Source organism: Chryseobacterium sp. MEBOG07, from assembly GCF_021869745.1.
Taxonomy (GTDB): Bacteria; Bacteroidota; Bacteroidia; order Flavobacteriales; family Weeksellaceae; genus Chryseobacterium; species Chryseobacterium viscerum.
Genome location: NZ_CP084579.1, coordinates 5,081,178 through 5,104,490 on the forward strand (window position 1 = coordinate 5,081,178; position 23,313 = coordinate 5,104,490).

The window sequence follows — 23,313 nt, forward strand, 5'->3', positions numbered from 1 at the left end:
TTTTTAACTTTAAATTCGAAAACAATACATTATATGAAAGCACATACATACGAAACTCAATCTACTATTACACCTGAGAAAGCTTTAGAATTCTTACAAGAAGGGAACCAGAGATTTGTAAACAACCTTAAGGCAAACAGAGATCTTCTTGAGCAAGTGAATGCTACCCGTGAAGGGCAGTGGCCTTTTGCTGTAGTTTTAAGCTGTATAGACAGCCGTACTTCTGCAGAACTTATCTTTGATCAGGGATTAGGAGATGTTTTCAGTATCAGAATTGCAGGTAATTTTGTGAACCAGGACATTCTTGGATCAATGGAATTTGGCTGTAATGTTGCTGGTTCTAAACTTATCGTAGTTTTAGGTCACACGAAATGCGGAGCCTTAAAAGGAGGTCTTGACGCTGCGCAGATTGAAGGTCTGGGAATGGATAACCTGAACCACCTTATCAATCATTTTGACCCAATCATCAATGAGATTATCGAAGAGAATGAAGAGCGTTCATCTAAAAACAGCTCACTTCTTGAAAGACTCAATCAGCAGAACGTAAGAAGCGCGATTGAAGACATCCGTAAACAAAGTTCAACACTTAGAAACCTTGAAACTGAAGGTAAAATTAAAATTGTTGGAGCTAACTATGATGTTGAAACAGGTGCAGTAAGCTGGTTATAAAAAGTAAAACTCATTAAATTTCAATTATAATTTACAGAAAATGCCATCGAATTTCGGTGGCATTTATTTTTTGTTATTTTTTGCTCTAAATAAAGTAAATAATAAATCTATTGATCTGTTAAGATGCTAAAAATAATGAAATATTTCATTTTGAGGAGATTTATTTTTCATTATCAAACATTAATTATATATTGGCATTATTATTTTTTAACAATACAAAAGTTTTCTATATCAGATTGGCACTACAAAACAATAAATATAGATTCAATCAAAGTTCTTGTTTTTGCACATTCCTTTTTGTGTAAAGAGAAAAAAGATACGACATGATTTGTCGCTATGAAATTATAGTTTTGTTATTGAGAAAGAAACTAAAAAAAATATTTCAAAAATAAAAGAATATGAATATAACCTGAAGTTCTTGTTGCAAAAAAGACAAATTTAAAATACCAAATTTATGGGGTGTAGGATTATTACAGAGAATGTAAGCCCACCCAAAAAAAAACTATAACATATGAATAAAAGAAATTATGTTTCTATACCTAATTTCTTATATGCACAATTTAAAGATTCTCCTTATATCTTTATGTGCAGGGCTTATAAAGCCTAAAGTCTACCAGACTACTTATTTTAATACCCTGATTTCCGTCGGGTTATATTCCTACACCCTAAAAACAAATTGTATGAAAAAATTCTATCTATCAGGATAACAATTTCCTGTCGCAAAAAATACCGTTAAATATGGCGGTAATTTCCATTCATTGGGATAGCCAAATCTACTTTTAACTTTAAAACAAAAAACAATGAAAAAACATTATTTGAGTACATCTTCAGGGTGTACCACTCCGTGCATGTCGGCCCGGAAAATCAGATTACAAAGGAAAATCTGTCCTTTGTTTTGCCTCCTGATCGGATTTTGGGGATATTCCCAAACTGAAGTCTATTTCAAATATGATGAAGCAGGCAATCAGAAATACCGTGGTCCTGAAGACCTTGCCGGAAAAGCTTCAAAACAGCTTAAAACCGCCTCTCTGACCCAAACTCCGGTGTTGGATGAAAAGAATTTTTGGAAACAGGTACGGTTGTATCCGGTTCCGGTCAATGATGTTTTAACCATTGATTGGACCGAGGAAACAGACAAACTTATAGAGTATGCTTCTCTTTATCAACATAGCACGGTACATTGGAAATTCCAGCAGCAGAATATTCCCGGACTTAACAGACAGTTAAAAATTAACATGACTGGATATGATTGGGGAGTATATATCCTTCGCTTTACGCTGAAAGACGGAAGAATTTTCAGTAAAAACATTACTAAAAGATAATGCATCATGAAAAAGTACAATCACAAGAAAATACAAATATTTTCATCGCTCGTATTATCTTTCTTTTCAATATTCTCCATTGCCCAGAACTTCCATGATACTAAAGGAAATATTGAAGTCAACAGAGTTGGGCAGCTTCAGTTTTCTTTACCCATAGATTTTCCTCCGGGAGTAAAATCAGTATCACCACAGCTGAGTTTGGTTTACAACAGTGAATCAGGCAATGGTATAGCTGGATATGGATGGAGTATCTCAGGAATAACCACTATCAGCAGAACAGCTAAAAACATAGAAAATACTGGAGAGGTAAAGGGACTTCAGATGGACTTCTCTGATTATTATAGTTTTAATGGTAAAAGACTGGTACTGAAATCAGGAGAATATGGTAAAGACGGTGCAGAATATGTAACGGAAAAATATTCCAACACGAAATTCAAATCTATAGGAACTGCCGCTGGATGGTATGGCCCGGAATATTGGGAAGTGACTTTTGAGGATGGTTCCCAGGCATGGTATGGCCGTGGTGCAGATGCCAGAATTCCAAATGAGTATAATATAAGTGAATGGAAAGATCCACAAGGAAATTACATTTCATACAGCTATGTACAGGGAACCCGTACTGCCATGATAAGCAGTATAAGCTGGGGTGGTAATAAGGATATGAATACACCTTATATGAACACCATACAGTTTTCCTATAATGACAGAGACTTAAAAGAAGAATCTTATGTACAAGGACTTAAATCTTACCAAAACAAGATTCTTTCAGAGGTAAAGGTACTTACTAATAACAATCAATTTAAGCGATACAGTATAGAATATACAGGCAATGGAACCAATTATCAGTTTGTGGGGAAGATTACCGAATATAATGCCAATAATGAAACTGCCAATCCTGTTACCTTCACGTATCCGGCCATGGTAAATTCTTCTTATGCAGAATATACGGCAGAGCCTGAGCCATTTAATGACGTTAAATTGGTTGGGGATTTTAATGGGGACTCTTATCTGGATTTCCTGATGAATAATGGCACAGTAAAGCTTGGTGCTTTTAATGAGACTTTTTCAACCGTTTCTACAGGTAAAGTTTTTGCAGGTAATGCCAAAGTAGTCAGTACATTATTAGACGAAGAAGGTCAAGTGTATAACGGAAATGGAATAGTAGAAATTAAAAATAGTAGAGTCTATGGCTATATTTTTAGAAATAATGATTTTGTAAAGGTATTTGATAAAAGTCTGGGTAATACAGTTTTTTATGGACAAGATGATAATATTATCCTTGAAGTAGGAGACTTCAATGGAGACGGCATACCAGATGCTTTTCTTGATGATGGAGCTCCGGTTGGATTTAATTCAAAAGGTATAATAGACCTTAAAAATCCGACTATTCCTTTAATTAGTCTGCTCCTTGATGCTGGAATTAATGAAAATGATTATAAGGAACGTAAGTTCATGGATATAGATGGGGATGGAAAGGTAGAAATTATTAATGTATCGGGTACGCAGTATACTGTTTTTGAATTTGTAAAATACGATGCCATACAATACCTGCAGAAAATAAGATTTTCAGGAAACCTTATGGAAACAAAAGATCCCGAATTTCCGGTATTATTTGGTGATTATAATGGAGACGGAAAACTTGACTTCGCAATTCCTATTACCGATTATGCGATAGGAAAACCTGACGACTGGAGATTTTACATGGGAACAGACAAAGGGTTTATCCATTTTCTAAAGCAAGAATTTTTCACCTATAGAAAGTTTCAGAAAGAAATGACGGGGAATTATGCCAAATTTGCCAAACAATATTTCTTTTCGGTTACGGATATGAACAAGGATGGGAAATCTGATATTGTTCAGGTATTCTCCTATAACCAGATCAATATGTTCAACGCAGGCGGCTCAAGAGATTTCGGTTATGTTGTAAGTGCAAAGATGGCTAATGGATCAGATGTTAATGGAACGCCGAACTTTACTCCCAACTGGTTATTTCAAAGCCCGTCATATAGCACACAGGATCTGCTTGATCTTACTCTCTTTACTCCGATTACCAATTCTATAAAATCCGGGAATAATTATTATAATGTCTTTTTATACTGGAAGCAGTTCCTGAAAAAAATAAAAGGACCTACTTCTGTTTCTGAATTGGCCAGAATGACTTCTATTACACAAGGAGGAGTGACTACCAATGTAAAATACCTGGAAGTAGTTCCTGGCAATACCACAACTCCTGATTTCTACAAGAAAGAAAAGAAAGAAATTTATCCTAACTATGCCATGGCAAGGGTAGATCAGGCATATGCCGTATCACAACTTATAGAAGAAGGAAGAAAGCAAGATTTCCGTTATAGAGGACTTGTAGGAAACCTGCAGGGTAAAAAATTATTAGGCTTTCATCAGATAGCCCGTTCTTCATGGTATGCCGATGGTTTTGAAAATACGAAAATATGGTCGGGATCACAAATAGATCCAAAATTAGATGGTGCGCCAGTAAAAGAATGGAGCATCAGAACCAATAATGAAAATAGTATTTTTCCGACAGATATTTCAGAGAACAATACCCACCTGTTAAGCTTTGAATCTGTAGACTATAAGGCAGATAAGCTTCTGAACGGCCAAGTAGTTACCTCTGTACCTCCGGGATATCAATCCAAAATTGTTACGGCCATTGTTCCTAATTTTACTAAAACAAAAGATTTTTTAACCGGAACATTCGTCCAGAAAGTAACTACGTATGAAAACTATTATCTGCCTTCTAAAATAGAAATCAATAGCAATTACGGTTACGGTGTATCTACCACTGAGTTTGACTATACCCATAATATCTGGGGAACAGGAAAAGATTATTATGTGGGCAGGCCCACCAACAAGGCTGAAAAAATAGAAGCTTACGGTGATATACAAAATATCTTCACCACCTATACCTATGAAAACAACCTTTTAAAAAATAGTCAGTTTTTCCCGGGAAATAATACTACACAAGCTATAACGGAAGAATATTCATATGATGGCTTTGGGAATATTATATTCAAAAAAACCGCCTCTGGTATTGACGGGAATTCAAAGGCTCAGAAAGATGCGTATGATCCAACAGGAAGGTTTGTTATTAAAAAAACTGATAATCTAGGACGAGAAACACAGTTTACCTACAACAGTCTGGGACAGATTTTGACCCAAACGGATACCGATGGCAATACTCTTACCAATACCTTTGATGTATGGGGTAAGCCTCTAAGCTCTGCTTCCAGCCTTACAGGTGCTACAACTTACCTGTATGAAAAGGATAACCTGTACAATGAGACCATTACCCGTAATGACCCTGATGGAGATGTTGCAAAAGTTTTTATCAATAAGCTGGGACAGGAATATAAAACATCATCCAAAGCTTTTGCACAGGGAAAGTATGTGTCTAAAGACGCTCAGTATGATGTCCTGGGTAGGAAGATAAAGGAATCTGAACCTTATTTCGAAGGACAAAGTGTCAACCAGTGGAATACCTTTGTTTATGATGATACTGTATTTCCTGCTAAGGTAAAAGCTACAGCATTTACCGGAAAGCAGACAGAAACTATTATATCAGGCTTTACCACAACGTTGAAAGAAACCAGTCCATTGGATTATGGCAGGATAAATTCCCAGACGCTGGATGCTTTAGGAAATGTGATATCAACTACCGATAAGGGAGGTACAGTACAGTTTTCTTACAATGCATCGGGTCAACAGATCCAAGCCAAATATGCAGAGCATATTGTGACCACTATGTATGATGACTGGGGAAATAAAATACGGGTAGAAGATCCTTCTACCGGAGTATATGAATATCAATACCTTGGCTATATGGGGGCTCTGTCAAGAGTAATAAGCCCAAAGGGTGAGAAAAGATATCAGTATAACAACCTTGGGCAGCTTGTAATTCAGAATGAAAAATCCACTACAGGAAACGAAACGGATAAAGCAATAAGCTTCTTCTATAACAATAAAGGAAGGCTTACTGAAAAAACAGGAATATCCAATGGAAAGAGTTATACATATAATATAAACTATGACCCTCAGGGAAGAAACACTTCTTCTTTCCAGGATACTCCTGACGCTTACTTTTCGCATAAAAATGTTGTTTATGACAGCAAAGGAAGGATAAGCTCTTATGAAAAAGCAATACAGACTTCAGTGGGAACCACTAATGTTTCTGTAGAAAACCTATACAATGCGTGGAATGGTGAGTTATACCAAGTTAAGGATAAGACTTCTGGGAAAGTTTTATGGGAACTGAAAGAAACCAATGCAAAAGGACTGCTGGTAAAGGCTAAATTGGGAGCTGCTGAAATTAATAATGAATATGATGGTAACGGATTTTTGACAAATGCTAATCATTCCTCACCTATAAAGCCAGATATTCTTAAAGCTTCATACAATTTTGATGCGATTAAAAACGAGCTTAAAAGCAGAAAATCAGTATTACCTTTTGAAACAGAATTTTTTGATTATGACGATAACAACCGTCTGGTCAACTGGACAGACCCGATTTCAGGAGATAAGCCTTCCACCAATAGAAATATATATGATGTAAAAGGCAGAATCTTGGTAAATGACCAGGTGGGAACCATTAAGTATGAAAATACAAACAAGATCTATCAGGCTACCGGAATGACTCTGAATAGTGATGGGATGCAGAATTATGATCAGGATTTGGTTCAGACAGTTCTTTATAATGAAAATAATGATCCCGTATACATTGCAGGAGAAAAAGGTTCTGTAGGATTTGAGTATGGATTAACCGGAATGAGACAAAGGGCAACCTATAAAGGACAATTCTCTCCGGAAAATGACGGAGAATTCACCAAACTATACAGTGAAGAAGGAAGCTTTGAAGTAATAAGGAATAATATCAATGGAAAAGAAAAACACATCATTTATATTGAGGGTAATACATATGAAAGTAATATTGTATTTTTGAAGAACTACGATGAGAATAGTGGCTCTTTTAAATTTTTGCATAAAGACTATCTGGGAAGTATCTTAGCCATTAGCGATGAAGCAGGAAATATGCTGGAGCAAAGGCATTTTGATGCATGGGGTAACTTGACTCATCTTCGCATTGGAAAAAGTAAATTGGCTGTTGGTAAAGCCAGCATTGATGTTCTTCTAAATGTTTCCGGAGGGTTATTAATAGACCGTGGATATACCGGACATGAGCACTTTACAGAAGTGGGGCTCATCCATATGAATGGAAGGCTCTACGATCCACTTCTCAGAAGGTTCCTGAATGCTGATGAAAATATCCAAGACCCATTCAATACCCAAATTTACAATAGGTACGGGTATGTGATGAATAATCCGATGATGTACAATGATCCTAATGGAGAATTTGTATGGATTGCTGTAGGAGCAGTTATAGGAGGCTATTTAACAGGAGTAAAAGCCAATGGTGGCTCATTAAACCCTTTCAGTTGGAACTGGGGTGCTACCTGGGGGAAAATTGCAATGGGAGCTGCTGTAGGTGCATTTACCGGAGGTGTAGCTACTGTTGTGGGCTCGGCTGCTCTTACCACTGCTGCTGCATATGGAATACAGGGCGGTCTATTGGGTGGAGCTATTGCAGGAGCTTCAGGAGGAGCTGTTGCAGGAGCGATTAACGGGTTTGCCACAGCTGTAATGTTTGGTGAAAATATAATTGAGGGAACTGTAGTAGGGGGGATATCCGGTGCAGTTATAGGCGGAGCTGCGGGTGCAATAGCCGGCACTATAGGTCAGATTGCCCAAAATGCAAAAGCAGCTCAAATAGGTGCTCCACAAGGAACAATCTTAAAGGGCGCTCCCATTGCTGTAGGTAGAGGTGCATGGACTTTGAACAACACACCAAAAACTACCACAGTAGGAACAACTCCTGGAAAAATACCTCCTGTTGTAATTGGAGATGTAAATGGTGGTTTTGCTGATGAAGTTATTGGTTACCAGCTTGCTAATGAGGGGGCAACCCAAATACCTATATATAAGGAAACACCTAAATTCAGCTATAAAGGTGAGTATACAGGTAAAACTATTAGTGAGGAAATGGTCAAAGTACGTCACCACACATCATATAATGCTCTTAAAGGAATTAAGAAAAGTGGAGTAATAAATGCCTCTAGGGGTGAGCCATATGGAGTTGATGTAGAAATTCAACCCTTTATAAAAGCAACTGATGTTCAATTAGGCCAAGCAAATAAAGGATCATACATTGAGTTTTCTGTTCCAAAAAGTCAAGTAGGACCTCCTGTTTCTAAAGGCATTGGAGGACAAGGAAAGCCAGGGCGAATTGTAACTGGTGGAGCTCCATTAAAAATATCAGATTCTGCTCCAAAGTTTGTAAGATGGAATTGGTTAGGTCTTTAATTTTTTTTATTATGAAAAACATTCAATTAAACTATTCACAATTATTGTTTTTATATGCTTACTTAAGATTAGTCGATCTTTCACTTGATAGGAATAAGTGGACTACTTGGGATGAGCTACAAGATTATTTTAAAAATATCATATCACCTTCTCAAATCGCTCAATATCTTATTAATACTTTTAATTTACCTAAAACAGATTTTAAGAATTTTCATTTTATCCCTCAAAATAAATCTTTGTTTAATAGGCTAAGACCAATTGTATTTAAAACTTTCCCATTAAAGCAGGACGAAGTCTTATATTGTTGCAAACTCTTATTTCAATTTGATGAAGCACTCCATTCAGATATTCAAAAATACCATTTAGGAATTGAAAGAATAAGAATAGATATTGCTGAATACTATTCATATGTTTTAGGCAGAATGATTTTATGGAATGATTTAGAGAGATTGATGAAAATTGAACACTTTTGGCAAAGTGAGAAAATTGACATTTCTAAATTAGAGGAATTTATACCTAAAGATTTTAGATAAATTTAATATAGATTTTAAGCAATAAAAAATAATTCTTAAACGATAATTAGATGGCTACCTCAAAAACGGGGTAGTCATTCTTTTAGATACTATTACAATCCTAGATGTTTCTTATTTCAATCTGAAATTATTTCCCATTAAATGCAGACATTGTATTGTTCAAGCCTGCAAATACGAAAGAAAGGCTAGCCTTGGAAAAAGTTTCAATTCTCTCCGAAAGTTTTTCTGTTTCTTCGTCATTCCACGTTCCTAATACATAATCTACCTGTCGCCCAGCAGAGAAGTCAGCAGAGATTCCGAAACGAAGTCTTGCGTAATTCTGAGTCTGTAATACTTCATTAATATTTTTGAGTCCGTTGTGACCTGCATCAGAGCCCTTTCCTTTCAATCTTAAAGTTCCGAAAGGCAGCGCAAGATCATCAGTAACAATCAATACATTTTCCAAAGGAATATTTTCTTTCTGCATCCAGTATTTCACTGCATTTCCGGAAAGATTCATGTAAGTGTCAGGTTTCAGAATAAAAACTTTTCTCCCTTTGTGTTTTCCTTCTGCCAGCCAGCCAAAGTTGGACGTATTAAATGATGCCTCAAGAGTTTCCGCTATTTTCTCAGCTACCTTAAAACCTATATTGTGTCGTGTATTTTCATATTCTGAGCCTTTGTTACCAAGCCCAACAATTAAATATTTCATCAGAAATTTTTTGCAAAATTAAGGGATAAAAAATAAAAAACTCAATCTTATGAAAGATTGAGTTTGAATATTGTTAAAAAAATTCTTCTATTGTGGTTTATAGATGTAATTAACACCATATCCTTTCGTCATGTAAGTCTGAGGATCATACGAGTAATTCGTACTTTTTACAATCGGAGTTGGGATAGGTGGAGTAAGATCTGTCACCGACCATCTCTTAGGATTGTTTGGAGATAAGATAAGACTTTCCTTATCATTAATTACCGTAGATAATAGTCTTGAAATCTTATATACATGTGGTAACAATGTGAAAGGGCTCACCTGATCATCATATGCATAATATTCATAGCTATATTTTCCTGTAACGGGTCCAAATACATTCCCTGTAGTACCTACCATTTTACCATAATATCTCAATACTTTAGACACATTGTCTCCTACATACGTGTACGCTGTTCTAGAATAATCAGTAAAAATAAATTGGGTTCCTGGAGCGTCAGGACCATTTTTCATAACAATAGAATCCAACTTTCCTGTAGAAACGCTGTAAAATGTTTCATAAGATGTCTTCTCTTTTCTCAATAGTGTCTGTGGCCCTGGAGTAGTTGCCGGCGGTACAGGCGGAGGTCTTCTGAAGATAGAACGGTTTTCAGAAATTTTCTGCAATTTGTTATTATTTGCGTAAGTGAATAACTGGGTGTATGATACACTGTCCTTATCCAGTTTTCCGTTTCCATCAAGATCCAGAAATCCGTTAAAATTGATCTGGCTGATTTTATCACCACTGTACATGATGTCAGTAATTGAAGCACTGTCTGTGATTACTTTAGTCACAAGAAGCCCGCTATAGCGATATTCTGCGATTGTATCTTTATCTGTAATTTCTCTATATAATGCTCTGGGACCGCTTAATCCTCCTGTATTATTAAGATCCAACAATGGATTCCCATCCTCATCCAATAAACTCTTGCAGGAATGTATTGAGGAAAAACCTGCGATTAGTAAAATAAAATAGAAAATTTGTTTCATTTCCTTGTAATTGATTATTTTTTTGACAAATATAATTTTTTTTGCCTAAAAGTTGTAAAATTATTTATATTCCGGTAAGATTAATAACTCTATTTCTCCTATAAATTTTTATAGGTAAAAGTTAAATTCTTGTTTTTCTCAACAACTACATACCCTTGATTATCATAAGAATAACTCTGATCTGTATTAACAGGCGTAGCTGGTGACGGCAATTCTATGAACATTGACGTAGGATTGTTTGGAGAAACTTTGTAGAAATTAGCCGGAGTGATCAGACTTCGTGCAATGAAATATACTGATGGAAGTGTAGAATATGGGCTTTTCTGAGCATCATAGTTTTGAAAGCTGTACTTGCTTACTGCTGCTGTAGTCATATTCGGGTTTCCATTGATGTCTAATATTCCTTTGGAACAAACCACCTGGATCACATTGTTTCCGTTATACACAAAGCTATAGTCTATAAACCTGTTATAAGCGCTGATACCTCCTTCTTTTCTTTTCTCCAGAATTTTGGTAAGCTTACTCGTTACCGAATCATAGGTAAATGCATAATCACTTACAATAGAAGCTGATGGAGTTGCCCCGGTTGCTGTAGAAGTAGCATTATAAATCTTTTTACCTGTATCATCCGGAACAATATTGAATTCATAAGCAAGACTGGATGTTACAGAGCTTACAAATTTAATTTTAGTGATATTTTTGTTGGTATACGTTACCGTTCCTGTATAATAAGCACTACTGGAAGTAGATTCATCTTTAAATACTGCGGTCTGTAAATCCCCGGTTCCGGCAGTAGTAACGTATTCTTCCTGAGAAACATTATTTGCAGTAACCTTTGCTAAAACTTTTTTAGGGGGCGGTCCGCCATCCGGATTAGGGACAGATTCTGTAGGATCTGAGGTAGTATTACATGCTGTCAGCAGTCCTAGAAAAGCAATACCGGCAAACATTTTAAGAAAATAGTTTTTTACCATATAAATTTTTTTAGCTTGTTCAAATATAATTCAATTTTCGATAATACACTTCACTTTATCTGAACAAATTCACAAGAAATAGAGTTAATCAACAAAAAAAATCTAAAAACATAACGTTTTTAGATTCTTAATTATTGTATTATTATGAAAATTAATAAGGCTGTAGTATAGATGTTGTCAAAACAGACTGTGACATATCACTATTAAGGGAATTATTATCAACTGCTCTTCCTATCCCAAGTGTCACCCCTGTAATAGATCTTTTTACACAGGCAACTTTAACGCTATAGTTATTTTTAAGATCAAGATTAGTAAGAGTGGCATTAAGGTTAAAAATCTTATATACACCACTTTCTCCAAGCAATACATCTGTTCTCACGGCTCTAAGTTTATCATCTATAAAAACACCACATGCAAAACTCGCAGAATTTGTTCCGGTTTTTTGAACAGTAGTCTGAAATGAAAAGGTAGCTTTATTGTTTGAACGGGTCACAGAGAATGTATCTACAGCTCCTGGGAGTACTGTCCAGTTACCCGTCAGCGCATCTCCTTCATCATAAGCTGATGTCGATCCATTATTCCCAGAAAAAGCAACTCCTGTTTTGTCTGCAACAGTGTTAATAGAAAACACAGACATACTCCCCTGCCCATTTGCAATTTTAACAGCCTTCCAGTCATTTGTCCCCAATTCTGCACTATTGTGAAAAATATCACCTGCCGTTCCTGCAGATCCTTTCAATAGATCTGTCCCTCCTGTTCTTAGTTCTTTTCCAGTATTAAGATCTCCATTTACATCAAGCATATTGGTAGGGTTCGGAGTATTAACTCCTACCTGAGCATTTGTTGCAAAAAATAACAGGAAAGATATTATAAATACTATTTTTTTCATAATCTGCTTAGTTAATAATTGTGTTAAACGATTGTGGAACTTCATACACATCTACTTTAAGAGATGATTGTGCAATAAAACTGTTAATATTGCTGGCTCCATTAATTCCTATAGCAAGATTAATGTTTGATGCTTCATAAGAACCCAATCTTGTACAGGCAACACTTACATTATGATCTCCTTGAGAAAGATTTTCTACAACACCAATCTGAGTGTGGGTAATAAAAGGAAAGGAGGCATTGTTTGCTTTTAGGTTTCTTTGTCTTAAATTCACAAGTTTATTATCCACAAAAATACCGCAGGCATAATCTATTGAATTATCTGTTGGATTATTACCACTGACCGGTGAAAAATTAGCCTGTACCACAGTTTCAAACTGAAAATAAGCTTTACTTTCAGTACTGAAAACTTTTATAGTCTGAGAAAGACCATCAATTTGTTTAAATTTTGTAAGGGTACTATATTCTTTTCCTTTGGTAAAAGTAGTTCCTCTGGAACTATAGGGTACCGAAGAATCATCAGAGTTTGTGAAGGTTATTCCAACTTTATCTGAAAAAGAGTTGTTGTAAATAAGATAAAATTTATTCGGTTCATATTCAGGAATACGAAGTGACTTCCAGATGGGAGCATATCCTTCTCCCTGAGAAACCAGAAGCTGATCATTATTTCCTTGAAAAACAGAGCCATCAGCACTATTATAAACAGCAATTTTATTTCTGAAGTTTACATCTCCGTTCACGTCTAGTTTTGCTTTTGGAGATCCAGTATTAATTCCCACTTGAGCAGATAGCAAAAGTCCCAATGTAAAAAGCAGGGCAGATAGTGTTTTTTTCATCATTCAATTAGTTTTTATACGTAACATATTCAATAACATCCGTTTTCAGGTTTGACTCTAGGGTAAATGCACTGGAAGCCCCGTTAGGAGTTGCCACACTACGCCCTATTGTAAATTGTGAATTGGTATTGGAAGTACTAATTTTTCGACATGCGATCTCAATAACATGAGGTCCAACGGGAACGTTCTGCTCTGTATAGTTAAGCGTAAAGATATAATCCATCAACCCTTCCTTTGCACTATTGTTGTTGGAAGCAATTCTATCAGGACGTACAGCTACCAATAATCCATTTCTGAAAACACCACACGTAAATTTGATATTTTGGGAAGTAGTAGCTACAGGGGCCTTAATCTCAATTCCAGTCTGGAGCTGGTAGATCAGTCTATTTTTCCCGTTTTTAATTGTAAAACTATTTTTAAGACCATCTATTTTCACCCATTTACCTTTGGCAGCATCGGTAATATTGTCACCAATATTGTTTAGGTTAACATCATCACCCGCAAAATTAGTAGAGAGTGAATTAATACCCACTTGATCCGATGTAAGATAAGAATTGATCAGTTTATACTGTCCCTCTTCCATAAAGGAAACGTTCAAAGATTTCCACACGGGTGGCAAACCTTCTCCCTGAGAAACCAAAACCTGGCCATTTAACCCGGCACTTCCGGCCTGATTTGAAGTCCCGCCTACTCTAAGTTCTTTTCTTAAAGTCGTTTTTCCATTCACATCAAGAATGGATTTTGGTTTCGCAGTGCCAATTCCCACCTGAGCGTTGGCATAGAAAGAAAGAAATCCAGCCGCGCAGCAATATATAAGTTTTTTCATAATTAAGGACTGCAAAGGTACGCAATGATGCCTTAAAAATTCCAGTTATACATTCATAAACCTATAGAAATAAACACATTAGGAGATAGAATAAATAATACGAAAAAGTAGAATTATTTCTACATAACTCTACTTTTTATATTTTAAAAAATAAGTTTAACATCTCAAACCCTTACTGTACGGGGATTTACAGGATATTTTTAATCATTAAAAAGTGATTTCAAACCCCTCAAAAGGGCTATAACTCTCTATTACAGGAGTATTCCTAAATAAAAACATGATAATAATCACAAAAAAAGTCTATGGAAATTTGAGATTTCCATAGACTTTTCACATTTTTTACAAATTTGTTTACAATAAACAAAAATTACAATCTAATTATGTTCAATAATAGCTTTCAGCAACATATTGACCTCATCTACATTCTTTACTCTTTCCTTCCTCATCATTAGTTGGTTCCCTTCTTTTCCAGCTTTTTCTTTAAGTTGAGCCTCTGAAGGATTCCGGGTCAAGTAATTAATAATATGCCTGAATCTATCTGTCTGGTAGAATTTATCCTGGGGGTTTCCAGGGAAATACCCCAAGAATACACCATTTTTCATAACAATCTTCTCAAAACCAATATCTGCTGCAAGCCATTTCAGAGAAACACTCTTCAAAAGATTCACTGCTTCTTTTGGCAATGCCCCAAAACGGTCAATTAATTCAAGTTCAAATTGATGAAGATCTATTTCATTATTGATTTCCGCAATTTTCTGATATAGCAGCAATCTTTCTTCCGTATTGGAAATATAGAAGTCTGGTAACATCAGTTCTAAATCAGTATCGATATTGACATCTTTCACAGATTTGAAAAGTTTCTGTCTGTCTTCTTCATTATCAAACAGGTTTTCAAAATCAGCATCATCTTTCAGTTCTTCCAACGCTTCCTGCATCAGCTTCTGATAGGTTTCAAATCCCATTTCATTGATAAACCCACTTTGTTCGGCTCCCAAAAGGTCACCGGCACCACGGATCTCAAGATCTTTCATCGCAATCTGGAAACCGCTTCCCAGATCAGAAAATTGTTCAATTGCTTCCAGGCGTTTTCTGGCATCTGAAGTCATCATATCATAAGGAGGAGTAATCAGGTAACAAAAAGCTTTTCTGTTGCTACGTCCTACCCTTCCCCTCATCTGGTGAAGGTCTGCCATCCCAAATCGTTGGGCATCATTAATGAAAATGGTATTGGCATTCGGGACATCCACTCCACTTTCTACAATGGTTGTAGAAACAAGAACATCATATTTCCCTTCCATAAAATCCAAGACATTCTTTTCCAGCTGCTTCCCTTCCATCTGCCCATGCCCTGTGATGACTCTTGCATCCGGAACCAGTCTCTGGATAAGCCCCGCAATATCTTTCAGATTTTCAATCCTGTTGTTAATAAAGTAAACCTGACCATCTCTCTGAAGCTCATAAGAAACGGCATCACGAAGAATTTCTTCACTAAACCCAATCAGCTGTGTATCTACAGGCTGCCTGTTAGGCGGTGGTGTTTTGATTACGGATAAATCTCTTGCAGCCATCAAAGAAAACTGTAAAGTCCTTGGGATAGGAGTTGCCGTAAGCGTAAGCGTATCAACATTATTTTTAAGTGTTTTCAGCTTATCTTTTACTGAAACCCCGAATTTGTGCTCTTCATCTATAATCAGCAGTCCCAGATCCTTAAATTTAACAGAACTGCTTACCAATTGATGGGTCCCAATAATGATATCGACTTTCCCATCTTTCAGAGCGCTTAAGGTTTCTGATTTCTGTTTAGCCGTCCTGAATCTGTTGACATAAGCAACATTTACCGGAAAATCTTTAAGCCTTTCTTTAAAACTTCTGTAATGCTGAAAAGCAAGAATTGTTGTAGGGACCAATATGGCAACCTGTTTACCATCTGTTGCCGCTTTAAATGCCGCACGGACCGCAACCTCTGTTTTACCGAAACCTACGTCACCACAAACAAGCCTGTCCATAACCGTATCCGCTTCCATATCTTTCTTAACATCTACGGTAGCCTTTTCCTGATCCGGAGTATCTTCATAGATAAAGCTGGCCTCCAATTCATTCTGCAGATAAGAGTCCGGAGTATAAGCAAAACCTTTTGCTGTCTTTCTCTGGGCATATAGTTGAATAAGGTCAAAAGCAATCTGCTTTACCTTAGCTTTTGTTTTCTGTTTTAAGGATTTCCAGCTTGGAGATCCGAGTTTGCTCAAAACAATCTCTTTTCCATCCGGTCCGTTGAATTTCGAAATCTTATGCAAAGAGTGAATACTTACATATAATAAGTCCCCGTTTTTATAAGTCAGTTTAAAACATTCCTGAATTTTACCGTCATTATTTACTTTTACCAACCCCATGAATTTTCCAATTCCATGGTCGATATGAGCAATATAATCCCCTATTTTCAAAGACATCAGGTCTTTCAGGGTAAGCTGCTCTGATTTAGCAAACGTATTTTTAGCCTTATATCTCTGATAACGGTCAAAGATCTGGTGATCTGTATAGACCATCAATTTGTGTCCGTTGTCTACAAATCCTTCATGCAGCTCAGACTTAAAACTCTTAAAAGGAAGTTCATTTTCGAGCTCTTCAAAAATAGATTCCAGTCTTTCTTTTTGTTTTTCTGTTGAAAAGGAAATCCAGGTATCAAATCCTTCATTCTGCTTCTCTTCAATATCTTCAATCAGCAGTTCAAAGTTTTTATGAAAAGAAGGCTGAGGAAGCTGTTCCATTTTAACTTCTGTGATTTCTTTCAACCCTTCAATCACCATTCCTCCAAAATCAACCGTCTTAAATTTTTTATAATCAAATAAAAATTCCTGATCAGAAATGAAAAGTTCCTGCGGAGTTCTGTGGGCAATATCTTTATTTAATGTATCATATTTCTCCAAAGATTTCTCGTAAAATGTTCTGATCTTCTGCATCCCCACCATTCCGTTTTTGGAAATCACAAAACTTCCTTCAGGTAATAATTGCAGCAATGACACTCTGCTTCCCGTTACAGAAAAGTTCATATTGGAAACCAATTGAAAATCTTTTACTTTATCTACAGAAAGCTGAGTTTCGATATCAAAAGTTTTGATACTTTCCACTTCATTACCAAAAAATGTTATTCTATATGGCTTTTCGTATGAATAGGAAAATACATCTACAATTCCTCCTCTTATAGAAAACTCTCCAGGTTCGGAAACGAAATCAGCCTGTTGAAAATGATAATGATTAAGAAGTTCATCTACAAAATCAAAATCCAACTGATCACCTACTTTTATATGATGAGAAATAGCTTTAAAGTCTTCTTTTTCAATACTTTTTCAGACAGAGCTCCGGCATAGGCTACAATAACTTTCGGAGATCTCCCGGAATTGATCTTATTTAAAACTTCAGTCCTTAAAACAAGATTGGCATTTTGGGTTTTCTCAACCTGATAAGGTTCAAGATGGGTTGCCGGGAAGTACAACACTTTTTCCTTTCCCAGAAGGTCTTCCATCTCTGTATTGGCATACAACGCATCCTCTTTATCATCTACCAGATAAAGAATATTTTTCTTTTGAACCAAAAAAAGCTCAGCTACAAAAATAGAAACTGAAGATCCAGCACTTCCTTTTACGGCAATATGCTGACTGTTTTCTAACTGGGTAAAAATTTCTTTCCCGAACTCTTTCTGCATAAGATCTGGAAGAAACTTTTCGTTGATGGATTTTAACTGCATAAATAGTAATGGTATAAACGACAAAAGCGATTTCGGGAGTTTTCCGAAACCGTTGATGGTATACAAAGGTACGGATAATTTTTTCTTTGATTAAAAAAGGAAATACTTTCAGATTTAAAATGAATGACTTAGCTCAATAATCTTAATTTTTTACAAATTTATGTAATAACCCGTTAAAAAAATTCCATAATCTCCCCATGGCACAGTGTTTGGCCATTTAAACCTAACCAAACATTTAAGTATTATGAAAAAAGCAATGAAAATCCTGGGAGTTATGACGCTGTTCTTATTTACAGCATTATCTTTTTCGTCGTGCAGCAAAGATGATGACCCTGTAAATAACGAATTCTTTGCAGGAACTTATAAAGGAAAAGTTTCCTACAATGACGGTGGCTCCACCAACATCAGTACAGATAACGGAAGTGTATTTGTAACAAAGATTGCCAGCGGTACCAAGTATAATTTCGCTTTCTCAAACAGTATTCCGGATCTTAACGGAATAGAGTTTAATCAGGAAGGTGATCACACCCTTGTGATGATAGGTTCTACAGGAACCTCTTATATAAGAATTGACAACAATACTTTAAAAATCCTATTTGCAAAAGATGGCAAAACGTGGACAGCAAACTGTACACGCTAGCCATGTCTATTTATATATTATTACCTAAGCCCGTTTTCACTCTGAAGACGGGCTTTTTTATTGACAATGAACCGTTTTAATTTTTTTTAAGCTGTAATAAACTTTAGTTAAGGTTAAAAATCTCATTTTTTTAGCCTGCTTTTTGTATATCTTTATTCAGCAAAAAACAAACAGTATTCTTATGAAAAAATTATTATCTGCAATGTCATTAATCTTGGGATTAGGACTTGCAACTGCTCAGCAGACTGCTCCCGCTACAAGCGCAAAAGCTCAGCCTCCTGTAAAAACTACAGTGAAAGCCGCTAAACCTGCAGAAGTAAAAGCTGCAAAACCAGCGATGGATGCTAAAGCAGCAAAACCTGCCCAACCCGCTGTCAAAATGAAAAAAGACGGCACTCCGGACAAAAGATATAAAGAAAACAAACACGTAAAAAAAGACGGTACTCCAGATAAAAGATACAAGGAGAACAAATAAGCATAACATTAACATATAGTTGTTATTTTCATAATCAAATTTCGAAAAGCCGATGGAACTTGTTCCATTGGTTTTTTTTATGTGAAGCTTCGCAAAAATGATTCCAGATTCTCTACTTATTTATAAATTTGACGCATGTTAAACTTCTTCAAGAAAAATGCAGCGCTTATCTGGGCCAAGAAACATGTTCAGAAAGCGGAGCACTTCAAAAAAAATGCTGGGAAAAACCAGGAGGATTTATTACTTTCTTTAGTGAATACGGCTCAAAAGACACTTTTTGGGCGGGAACATGATTTTGAAAACATCCATTCTGTAAAAGAATTCCAGAGCAGAGTTCCTGTTGCCGACTATGAAGATCTGAAACCTTATATTGAAAGAGTAAAAAAAGGACAGTCCAATATTCTATGGACAGAAACTCCAGAATATTTTGCCAAAACTTCGGGGACGACTTCCGGATCCAAATACATTCCGATTTCTAAGGAAGGAATGCCATTCCAGATTGCAGGCGCCCAAAGTGCTCTTTTTCATTATATCAGTAAAAAGGACAACGCTGACTTCGTCAACGGGAAAATGATTTTTCTGCAGGGAAGCCCTGAGCTGGAAGAAGTCTTTGGGATAAAAACCGGAAGATTGTCTGGTATTGTAGCCCATCACATCCCCAATTATCTTCAAAAAAATCGTCTTCCAAGCTGGGAAACCAACATGATTGAAGATTGGGAAGCTAAAGTAGACAGAATTGTTGAAGAAACAGAGCGTGAAAACATGACCCTGATTTCCGGAATCCCGCCATGGCTGATTATGTATTTCGAGAAGCTGATTGAAAAACAGGGGAAAAAGATTAAGCAACTGTTCCCTAATCTACAGCTTATTGTAACCGGAGGGGTCAATTATGAGCCTTATCGTGATAAAATGGAAGATTTATTAGGCGGAAAAGTAGATATTGTTCAAACTTTTCCGGCTTCTGAAGGTTTTTTTGCTTTTCAGGATGACTATACAAACGAAGGACTTCTATTATTGACCAACCATGGAATTTTTTATGAATTTATTCCTCTGGAAGAATATGGCAAGCCTGGAGCAAGAAGATTAACTTTAAAAGAAATTGAGCTTCATAAAGATTATGCGTTGATTCTTACTACCAATTCCGGGCTTTGGGCTTATTCTATCGGAGATGTTGTGAGATTTATCAGTAAAGATCCTTATAGGGTTCTGGTAAGCGGCAGGACTAAACATTTCACTTCGGCATTTGGAGAACATGTGATTGCTTTTGAGGTGGAAGAAGCCATGAAAGCGGCCCTTGAAAAGCATCCGGCACAGATTACTGAATTCCATCTTGCCCCACAGGTAAACCCTGGAGAAGGACTTCCTTACCACGAATGGCTGATTGAATTTGAAAAAGAACCTGAACATTTAGAAGCATTCAGAGATGAACTGGATCAGCAGCTGAGGGCAAGAAACACTTATTATGATGATTTGATTTCCGGGAATATTTTACAGAAACTACAGATCTCCAGACTCAAAAAGAATGCTTTTCATGAATATGCCAAATCCCAAGGGAAATTGGGAGGTCAAAACAAGACTCCAAGATTGGCTAATGACAGAAACATTGCAGATCTCTTAGAAATTTACAAATTTTAATCATATTTTTTCAATTCCAAAAACGTATATTCGAAAAAAATTATAAATTTGAAAAACTAAAAGAAAATAATGAAAGCATCTGTACTGTTAAAATCATCTTTATTAACGTCTTTATTTGTTATTACATCTTGTGCTACTACAAAATACAGCGATGATATTTCAAAAAACAATTATTCTAATCTGGAAGCCGGGAAGGTATATAAGGTTACGATGAGAGACGGTTCTCCGAAACAGACCATATTATTCAGAAATGTCGTTGGTGATAATCTTGTAGGTACAGCTGGTAAAAAAGACAGTACAGAAGTGGTTATCCCTAAAGCTAATGTAGCGGCTGTAAAAGACAGAAGAAAAGCAAGAATTGCCGCTGGAGCTACAATTATCGGAGCTGCAGGTGTTGCTGCCATTGTAATCAGTTCTTCAAGAGCTGACTAAAATAGATTTTATCTTTCAGGATATATTTAATATATCTGTCAGAAATCAACATATGAATAGTCCTAAATAAATTTTTAGGGCTATTTTTGTTCATGATTTCCTTTACCCCGTTACAAACATTACAAAATGTTGAATTTAGAAATCTTCTCACCGGGAGATTTTTTATTGTTTTAGCTTTCAGAATGCTGGCCACACTACTAGGATGGTGGGTATATCAACTAACAAAAGATCCTTTTTCAATAGGCCTTATCGGGCTTTCGGAGGTAATACCTGCCGTAAGCTGTGCATTGTACGCCGGACATGTTATCGACATGAATGAAAAAAAGAGGCTCCTTCTTATCTGCAATTATGCTTATATTTTTCTGATCGGACTCCTGTTGGTCCCTGCGTTTTTAGATGTAAAAATGCATTTCACCGGACATCAGATCACTTACTATATTTATGGAGTCATCTTTTTTACAGGAATAGCGAGAGCTTTCATCGGTCCCATTGTTCCATCTATGATTCCTAAAATTGTAAAAAAGGAAAACCTTCCCAATGCTGTAACGCTGAATCAGGCAACTTTCCTTATATCTTCTGTATGCGGGCATGCCATAGGTGGTATCCTTATCGGATATATTGGAGTAAAATGGACCTTAGTAGCTATTTTATTATTAATCTTTGTTGCTTCTTTATTTTTCTGGCAGCTTCACAAGCAGTATTCGGAGTATAAAAAAGAAACAGTAAATGTTGTGGAGAGTATGCGTGAGGGAATTTCCTATATTTTTAAAACTAAAGAAATATTAGGGGCGTTATGCCTTGATATGTTTGCTGTACTTTTTGGTGGTGCGGTAGCGATGATTCCTGTATTTGCTACGGATATTTTAAGTTCAGGGGCTGAAGGTTTCGGATTGCTGAACGCGGCTTCTGATATTGGGTCCATGTGTATCATTACTATTTTGTCTATTGTTCCTCTTCGAAAAAACCAGGGGAAAATCCTTCTTGCCGTTGTGACCGGATTTGGATTTTGCATCATTGGATTTGGCTTATCCAAACTCTATTGGTTATCGTTCATGTTCCTTGTGATGAGTGGAATGCTTGACGGAATTTCTGTGGTTATACGAGGTACCATTGTACAGCTAAAAACCCCTGATCATATAAGAGGACGTGTTCTTAGTGTCAATTCAATTTTCATTATGTCCAGCAATGAAATGGGACAGTTTGAAAGCGGAGTTATGGCCAAACTATTGGGTGTTGTACGCTCCGTTGTATTTGGAGGGTGCATGACTGTTTTGGTGGCATTATTGGTAGGAAGCACCAATCCTAAACTAAGAAAAATGCAATATTAACATATTGATTGATAATATCTTTCAAATTTTATTTGAAATTATCCATAATTCGAAATACTTAAAATCAGAATAGAACGTTTTCTATTCTGATTTTTGTTTTATACGTGTTTTTTTTAAATATATTCAAGAATTAAATCTTAAATATTCAGCTAAAACATCAATATCTTTACGATCTTGATATAATTATGCCAAAAAATAAAATACAATATTAAAAACCAATACATTAGTTTCATTAAATATATCTTAAAATCTTTAATTTAACGTTAATAATTTTTATATTTGCTTCATAAAATATCCCTATGAATAAACTTTTACTAATTTTGAGCTTTTTAGTGACAGGTTCACTAATGAATGCTCAATTTTTTTCAGATCCTACCTTACAGCAAACTGCTTTGCAGCTCGATAATGCAAAGACAGACAGTGACTACGATACTGTTTTCAAAACATTTTCTGAAACAAAAACTTCTGAAAAGTGGAAAGCTAATTACTATGCTGCTGTTTCTATGTATCTTAAGACACAGTATTTGTTGAAATACACTACAAACAGACCTATGGCTGAATCTAATGAGGCTGCAGGAAAATTTGCAGCACAGGCTCTTGCTTCAGAAAAAAACAACGGAGAAATCAATACGCTTTTAGGACTTATCAATACACAGAAAATCAGAATAACGGCTGCAGCAGAACCTCAGAAGACTCTGAAAACAGCTGTTGCATATATGTCGAAAGCCGAGACTCAACTTAAGGATAATCCTAGACTTACATTCCTGAAAGCTGAGATAGCTGAATTGTCTAACAATAAATTGGAAGCTGTAAAACTGCACCAAAAGGCAGCGAATGAAATTAATGCAGCCAATCCATCATCTACTTCTCCAAGCTGGGGCAAGCAAATGATTAATCAATAAAAAAGAGAGCTATATCACA

Annotated in this window: 16 protein-coding genes and 1 pseudogene; 10 read left to right on the plus strand and 7 right to left on the minus strand. The window is 36.1% G+C overall.

The annotated features are described in order from the left end of the window. The first annotated feature begins 33 nt into the window (after positions 1–33). From LF886_RS23450 to LF886_RS23465, 4 genes are all read left to right on the plus strand, one after another. Positions 34–669, plus strand: coding sequence for a carbonic anhydrase (locus LF886_RS23450; RefSeq protein WP_236852032.1), 636 nt, complete (start codon positions 34–36; stop codon positions 667–669). 800 nt (positions 670–1,469) lie between these two features. Further along, on the plus strand, positions 1,470–1,991 hold the full coding sequence (locus tag LF886_RS23455; RefSeq protein WP_236852033.1) for a hypothetical protein: 522 nt from the start codon (positions 1,470–1,472) through the stop codon (positions 1,989–1,991). Positions 1,992–1,997: 6 nt separating this feature from the next. Next, complete coding sequence (locus tag LF886_RS23460; RefSeq protein ID WP_236852034.1) at positions 1,998–8,363, plus strand: RHS repeat-associated core domain-containing protein; 6,366 nt, start codon at positions 1,998–2,000, stop codon at positions 8,361–8,363. Between the two features lie 11 nt (positions 8,364–8,374). Next, complete coding sequence (locus LF886_RS23465) at positions 8,375–8,896, plus strand: hypothetical protein (RefSeq protein ID WP_236852035.1); 522 nt, start codon at positions 8,375–8,377, stop codon at positions 8,894–8,896. Between the two features lie 127 nt (positions 8,897–9,023). Here LF886_RS23465 and pth read toward each other — a convergent pair whose 3' ends face one another. From pth to mfd, 7 genes and pseudogenes are all read right to left on the minus strand, one after another. Then, positions 9,024–9,587: an aminoacyl-tRNA hydrolase gene (gene pth / locus LF886_RS23470; RefSeq protein WP_236852036.1), complete on the minus strand. Its 564-nt coding sequence runs from the start codon at positions 9,585–9,587 to the stop codon at positions 9,024–9,026. Between the two features lie 87 nt (positions 9,588–9,674). Next, positions 9,675–10,616, minus strand: coding sequence for a hypothetical protein (locus LF886_RS23475; RefSeq protein WP_236852037.1), 942 nt, complete (start codon positions 10,614–10,616; stop codon positions 9,675–9,677). A 98-nt stretch (positions 10,617–10,714) separates the two neighbouring features. Further along, the gene (locus LF886_RS23480; RefSeq protein ID WP_236852038.1) at positions 10,715–11,590 is read right to left on the minus strand and encodes a hypothetical protein; all 876 of its coding nucleotides are present in this window, start codon (positions 11,588–11,590) and stop codon (positions 10,715–10,717) included. Between the two features lie 151 nt (positions 11,591–11,741). Next, the gene (locus tag LF886_RS23485; protein ID WP_236852039.1) at positions 11,742–12,479 is read right to left on the minus strand and encodes a hypothetical protein; all 738 of its coding nucleotides are present in this window, start codon (positions 12,477–12,479) and stop codon (positions 11,742–11,744) included. Positions 12,480–12,486: 7 nt separating this feature from the next. Next, positions 12,487–13,317, minus strand: a complete 831-nt coding sequence (locus LF886_RS23490; protein ID WP_236852040.1) for a hypothetical protein — start codon at positions 13,315–13,317, stop codon at positions 12,487–12,489. Between the two features lie 4 nt (positions 13,318–13,321). Beyond that, positions 13,322–14,140 (minus strand): hypothetical protein, encoded by an 819-nt coding sequence (locus tag LF886_RS23495; protein WP_236852041.1) that lies wholly within the window; start codon positions 14,138–14,140, stop codon positions 13,322–13,324. Positions 14,141–14,514: 374 nt separating this feature from the next. Continuing rightward, positions 14,515–17,882, minus strand: a pseudogene (gene mfd / locus LF886_RS23500) (transcription-repair coupling factor). A 244-nt stretch (positions 17,883–18,126) separates the two neighbouring features. Here mfd and LF886_RS23505 point away from each other — a divergent pair. The 6 genes from LF886_RS23505 to LF886_RS23530 all read left to right on the plus strand — a co-directional run bounded on the left by LF886_RS23505 (position 18,127) and on the right by LF886_RS23530 (position 23,294). Further along, positions 18,127–18,522, plus strand: coding sequence for a hypothetical protein (locus LF886_RS23505; RefSeq protein ID WP_236852042.1), 396 nt, complete (start codon positions 18,127–18,129; stop codon positions 18,520–18,522). Positions 18,523–18,703: 181 nt separating this feature from the next. Further along, positions 18,704–18,997 carry a hypothetical protein gene (locus LF886_RS23510; protein ID WP_124532414.1) on the plus strand — a complete coding sequence of 98 codons (294 nt, stop codon included), beginning with the start codon at positions 18,704–18,706 and terminating at the stop codon, positions 18,995–18,997. Between the two features lie 135 nt (positions 18,998–19,132). Continuing rightward, a complete protein-coding gene (locus tag LF886_RS23515; protein WP_236852043.1) occupies positions 19,133–20,632 on the plus strand; it encodes a GH3 auxin-responsive promoter family protein in 1,500 nt (499 codons plus the stop codon). 69 nt (positions 20,633–20,701) lie between these two features. Further along, entirely contained in the window at positions 20,702–21,064 is a 363-nt protein-coding gene (locus LF886_RS23520) for a hypothetical protein (RefSeq protein WP_236852044.1), read from the plus strand. A 92-nt stretch (positions 21,065–21,156) separates the two neighbouring features. Then, complete coding sequence (locus tag LF886_RS23525; protein WP_236852045.1) at positions 21,157–22,392, plus strand: MFS transporter; 1,236 nt, start codon at positions 21,157–21,159, stop codon at positions 22,390–22,392. 299 nt (positions 22,393–22,691) lie between these two features. Then, the gene (locus tag LF886_RS23530) at positions 22,692–23,294 is read left to right on the plus strand and encodes a hypothetical protein (RefSeq protein WP_236852046.1); all 603 of its coding nucleotides are present in this window, start codon (positions 22,692–22,694) and stop codon (positions 23,292–23,294) included. Positions 23,295–23,313 lie beyond the last annotated feature (19 nt).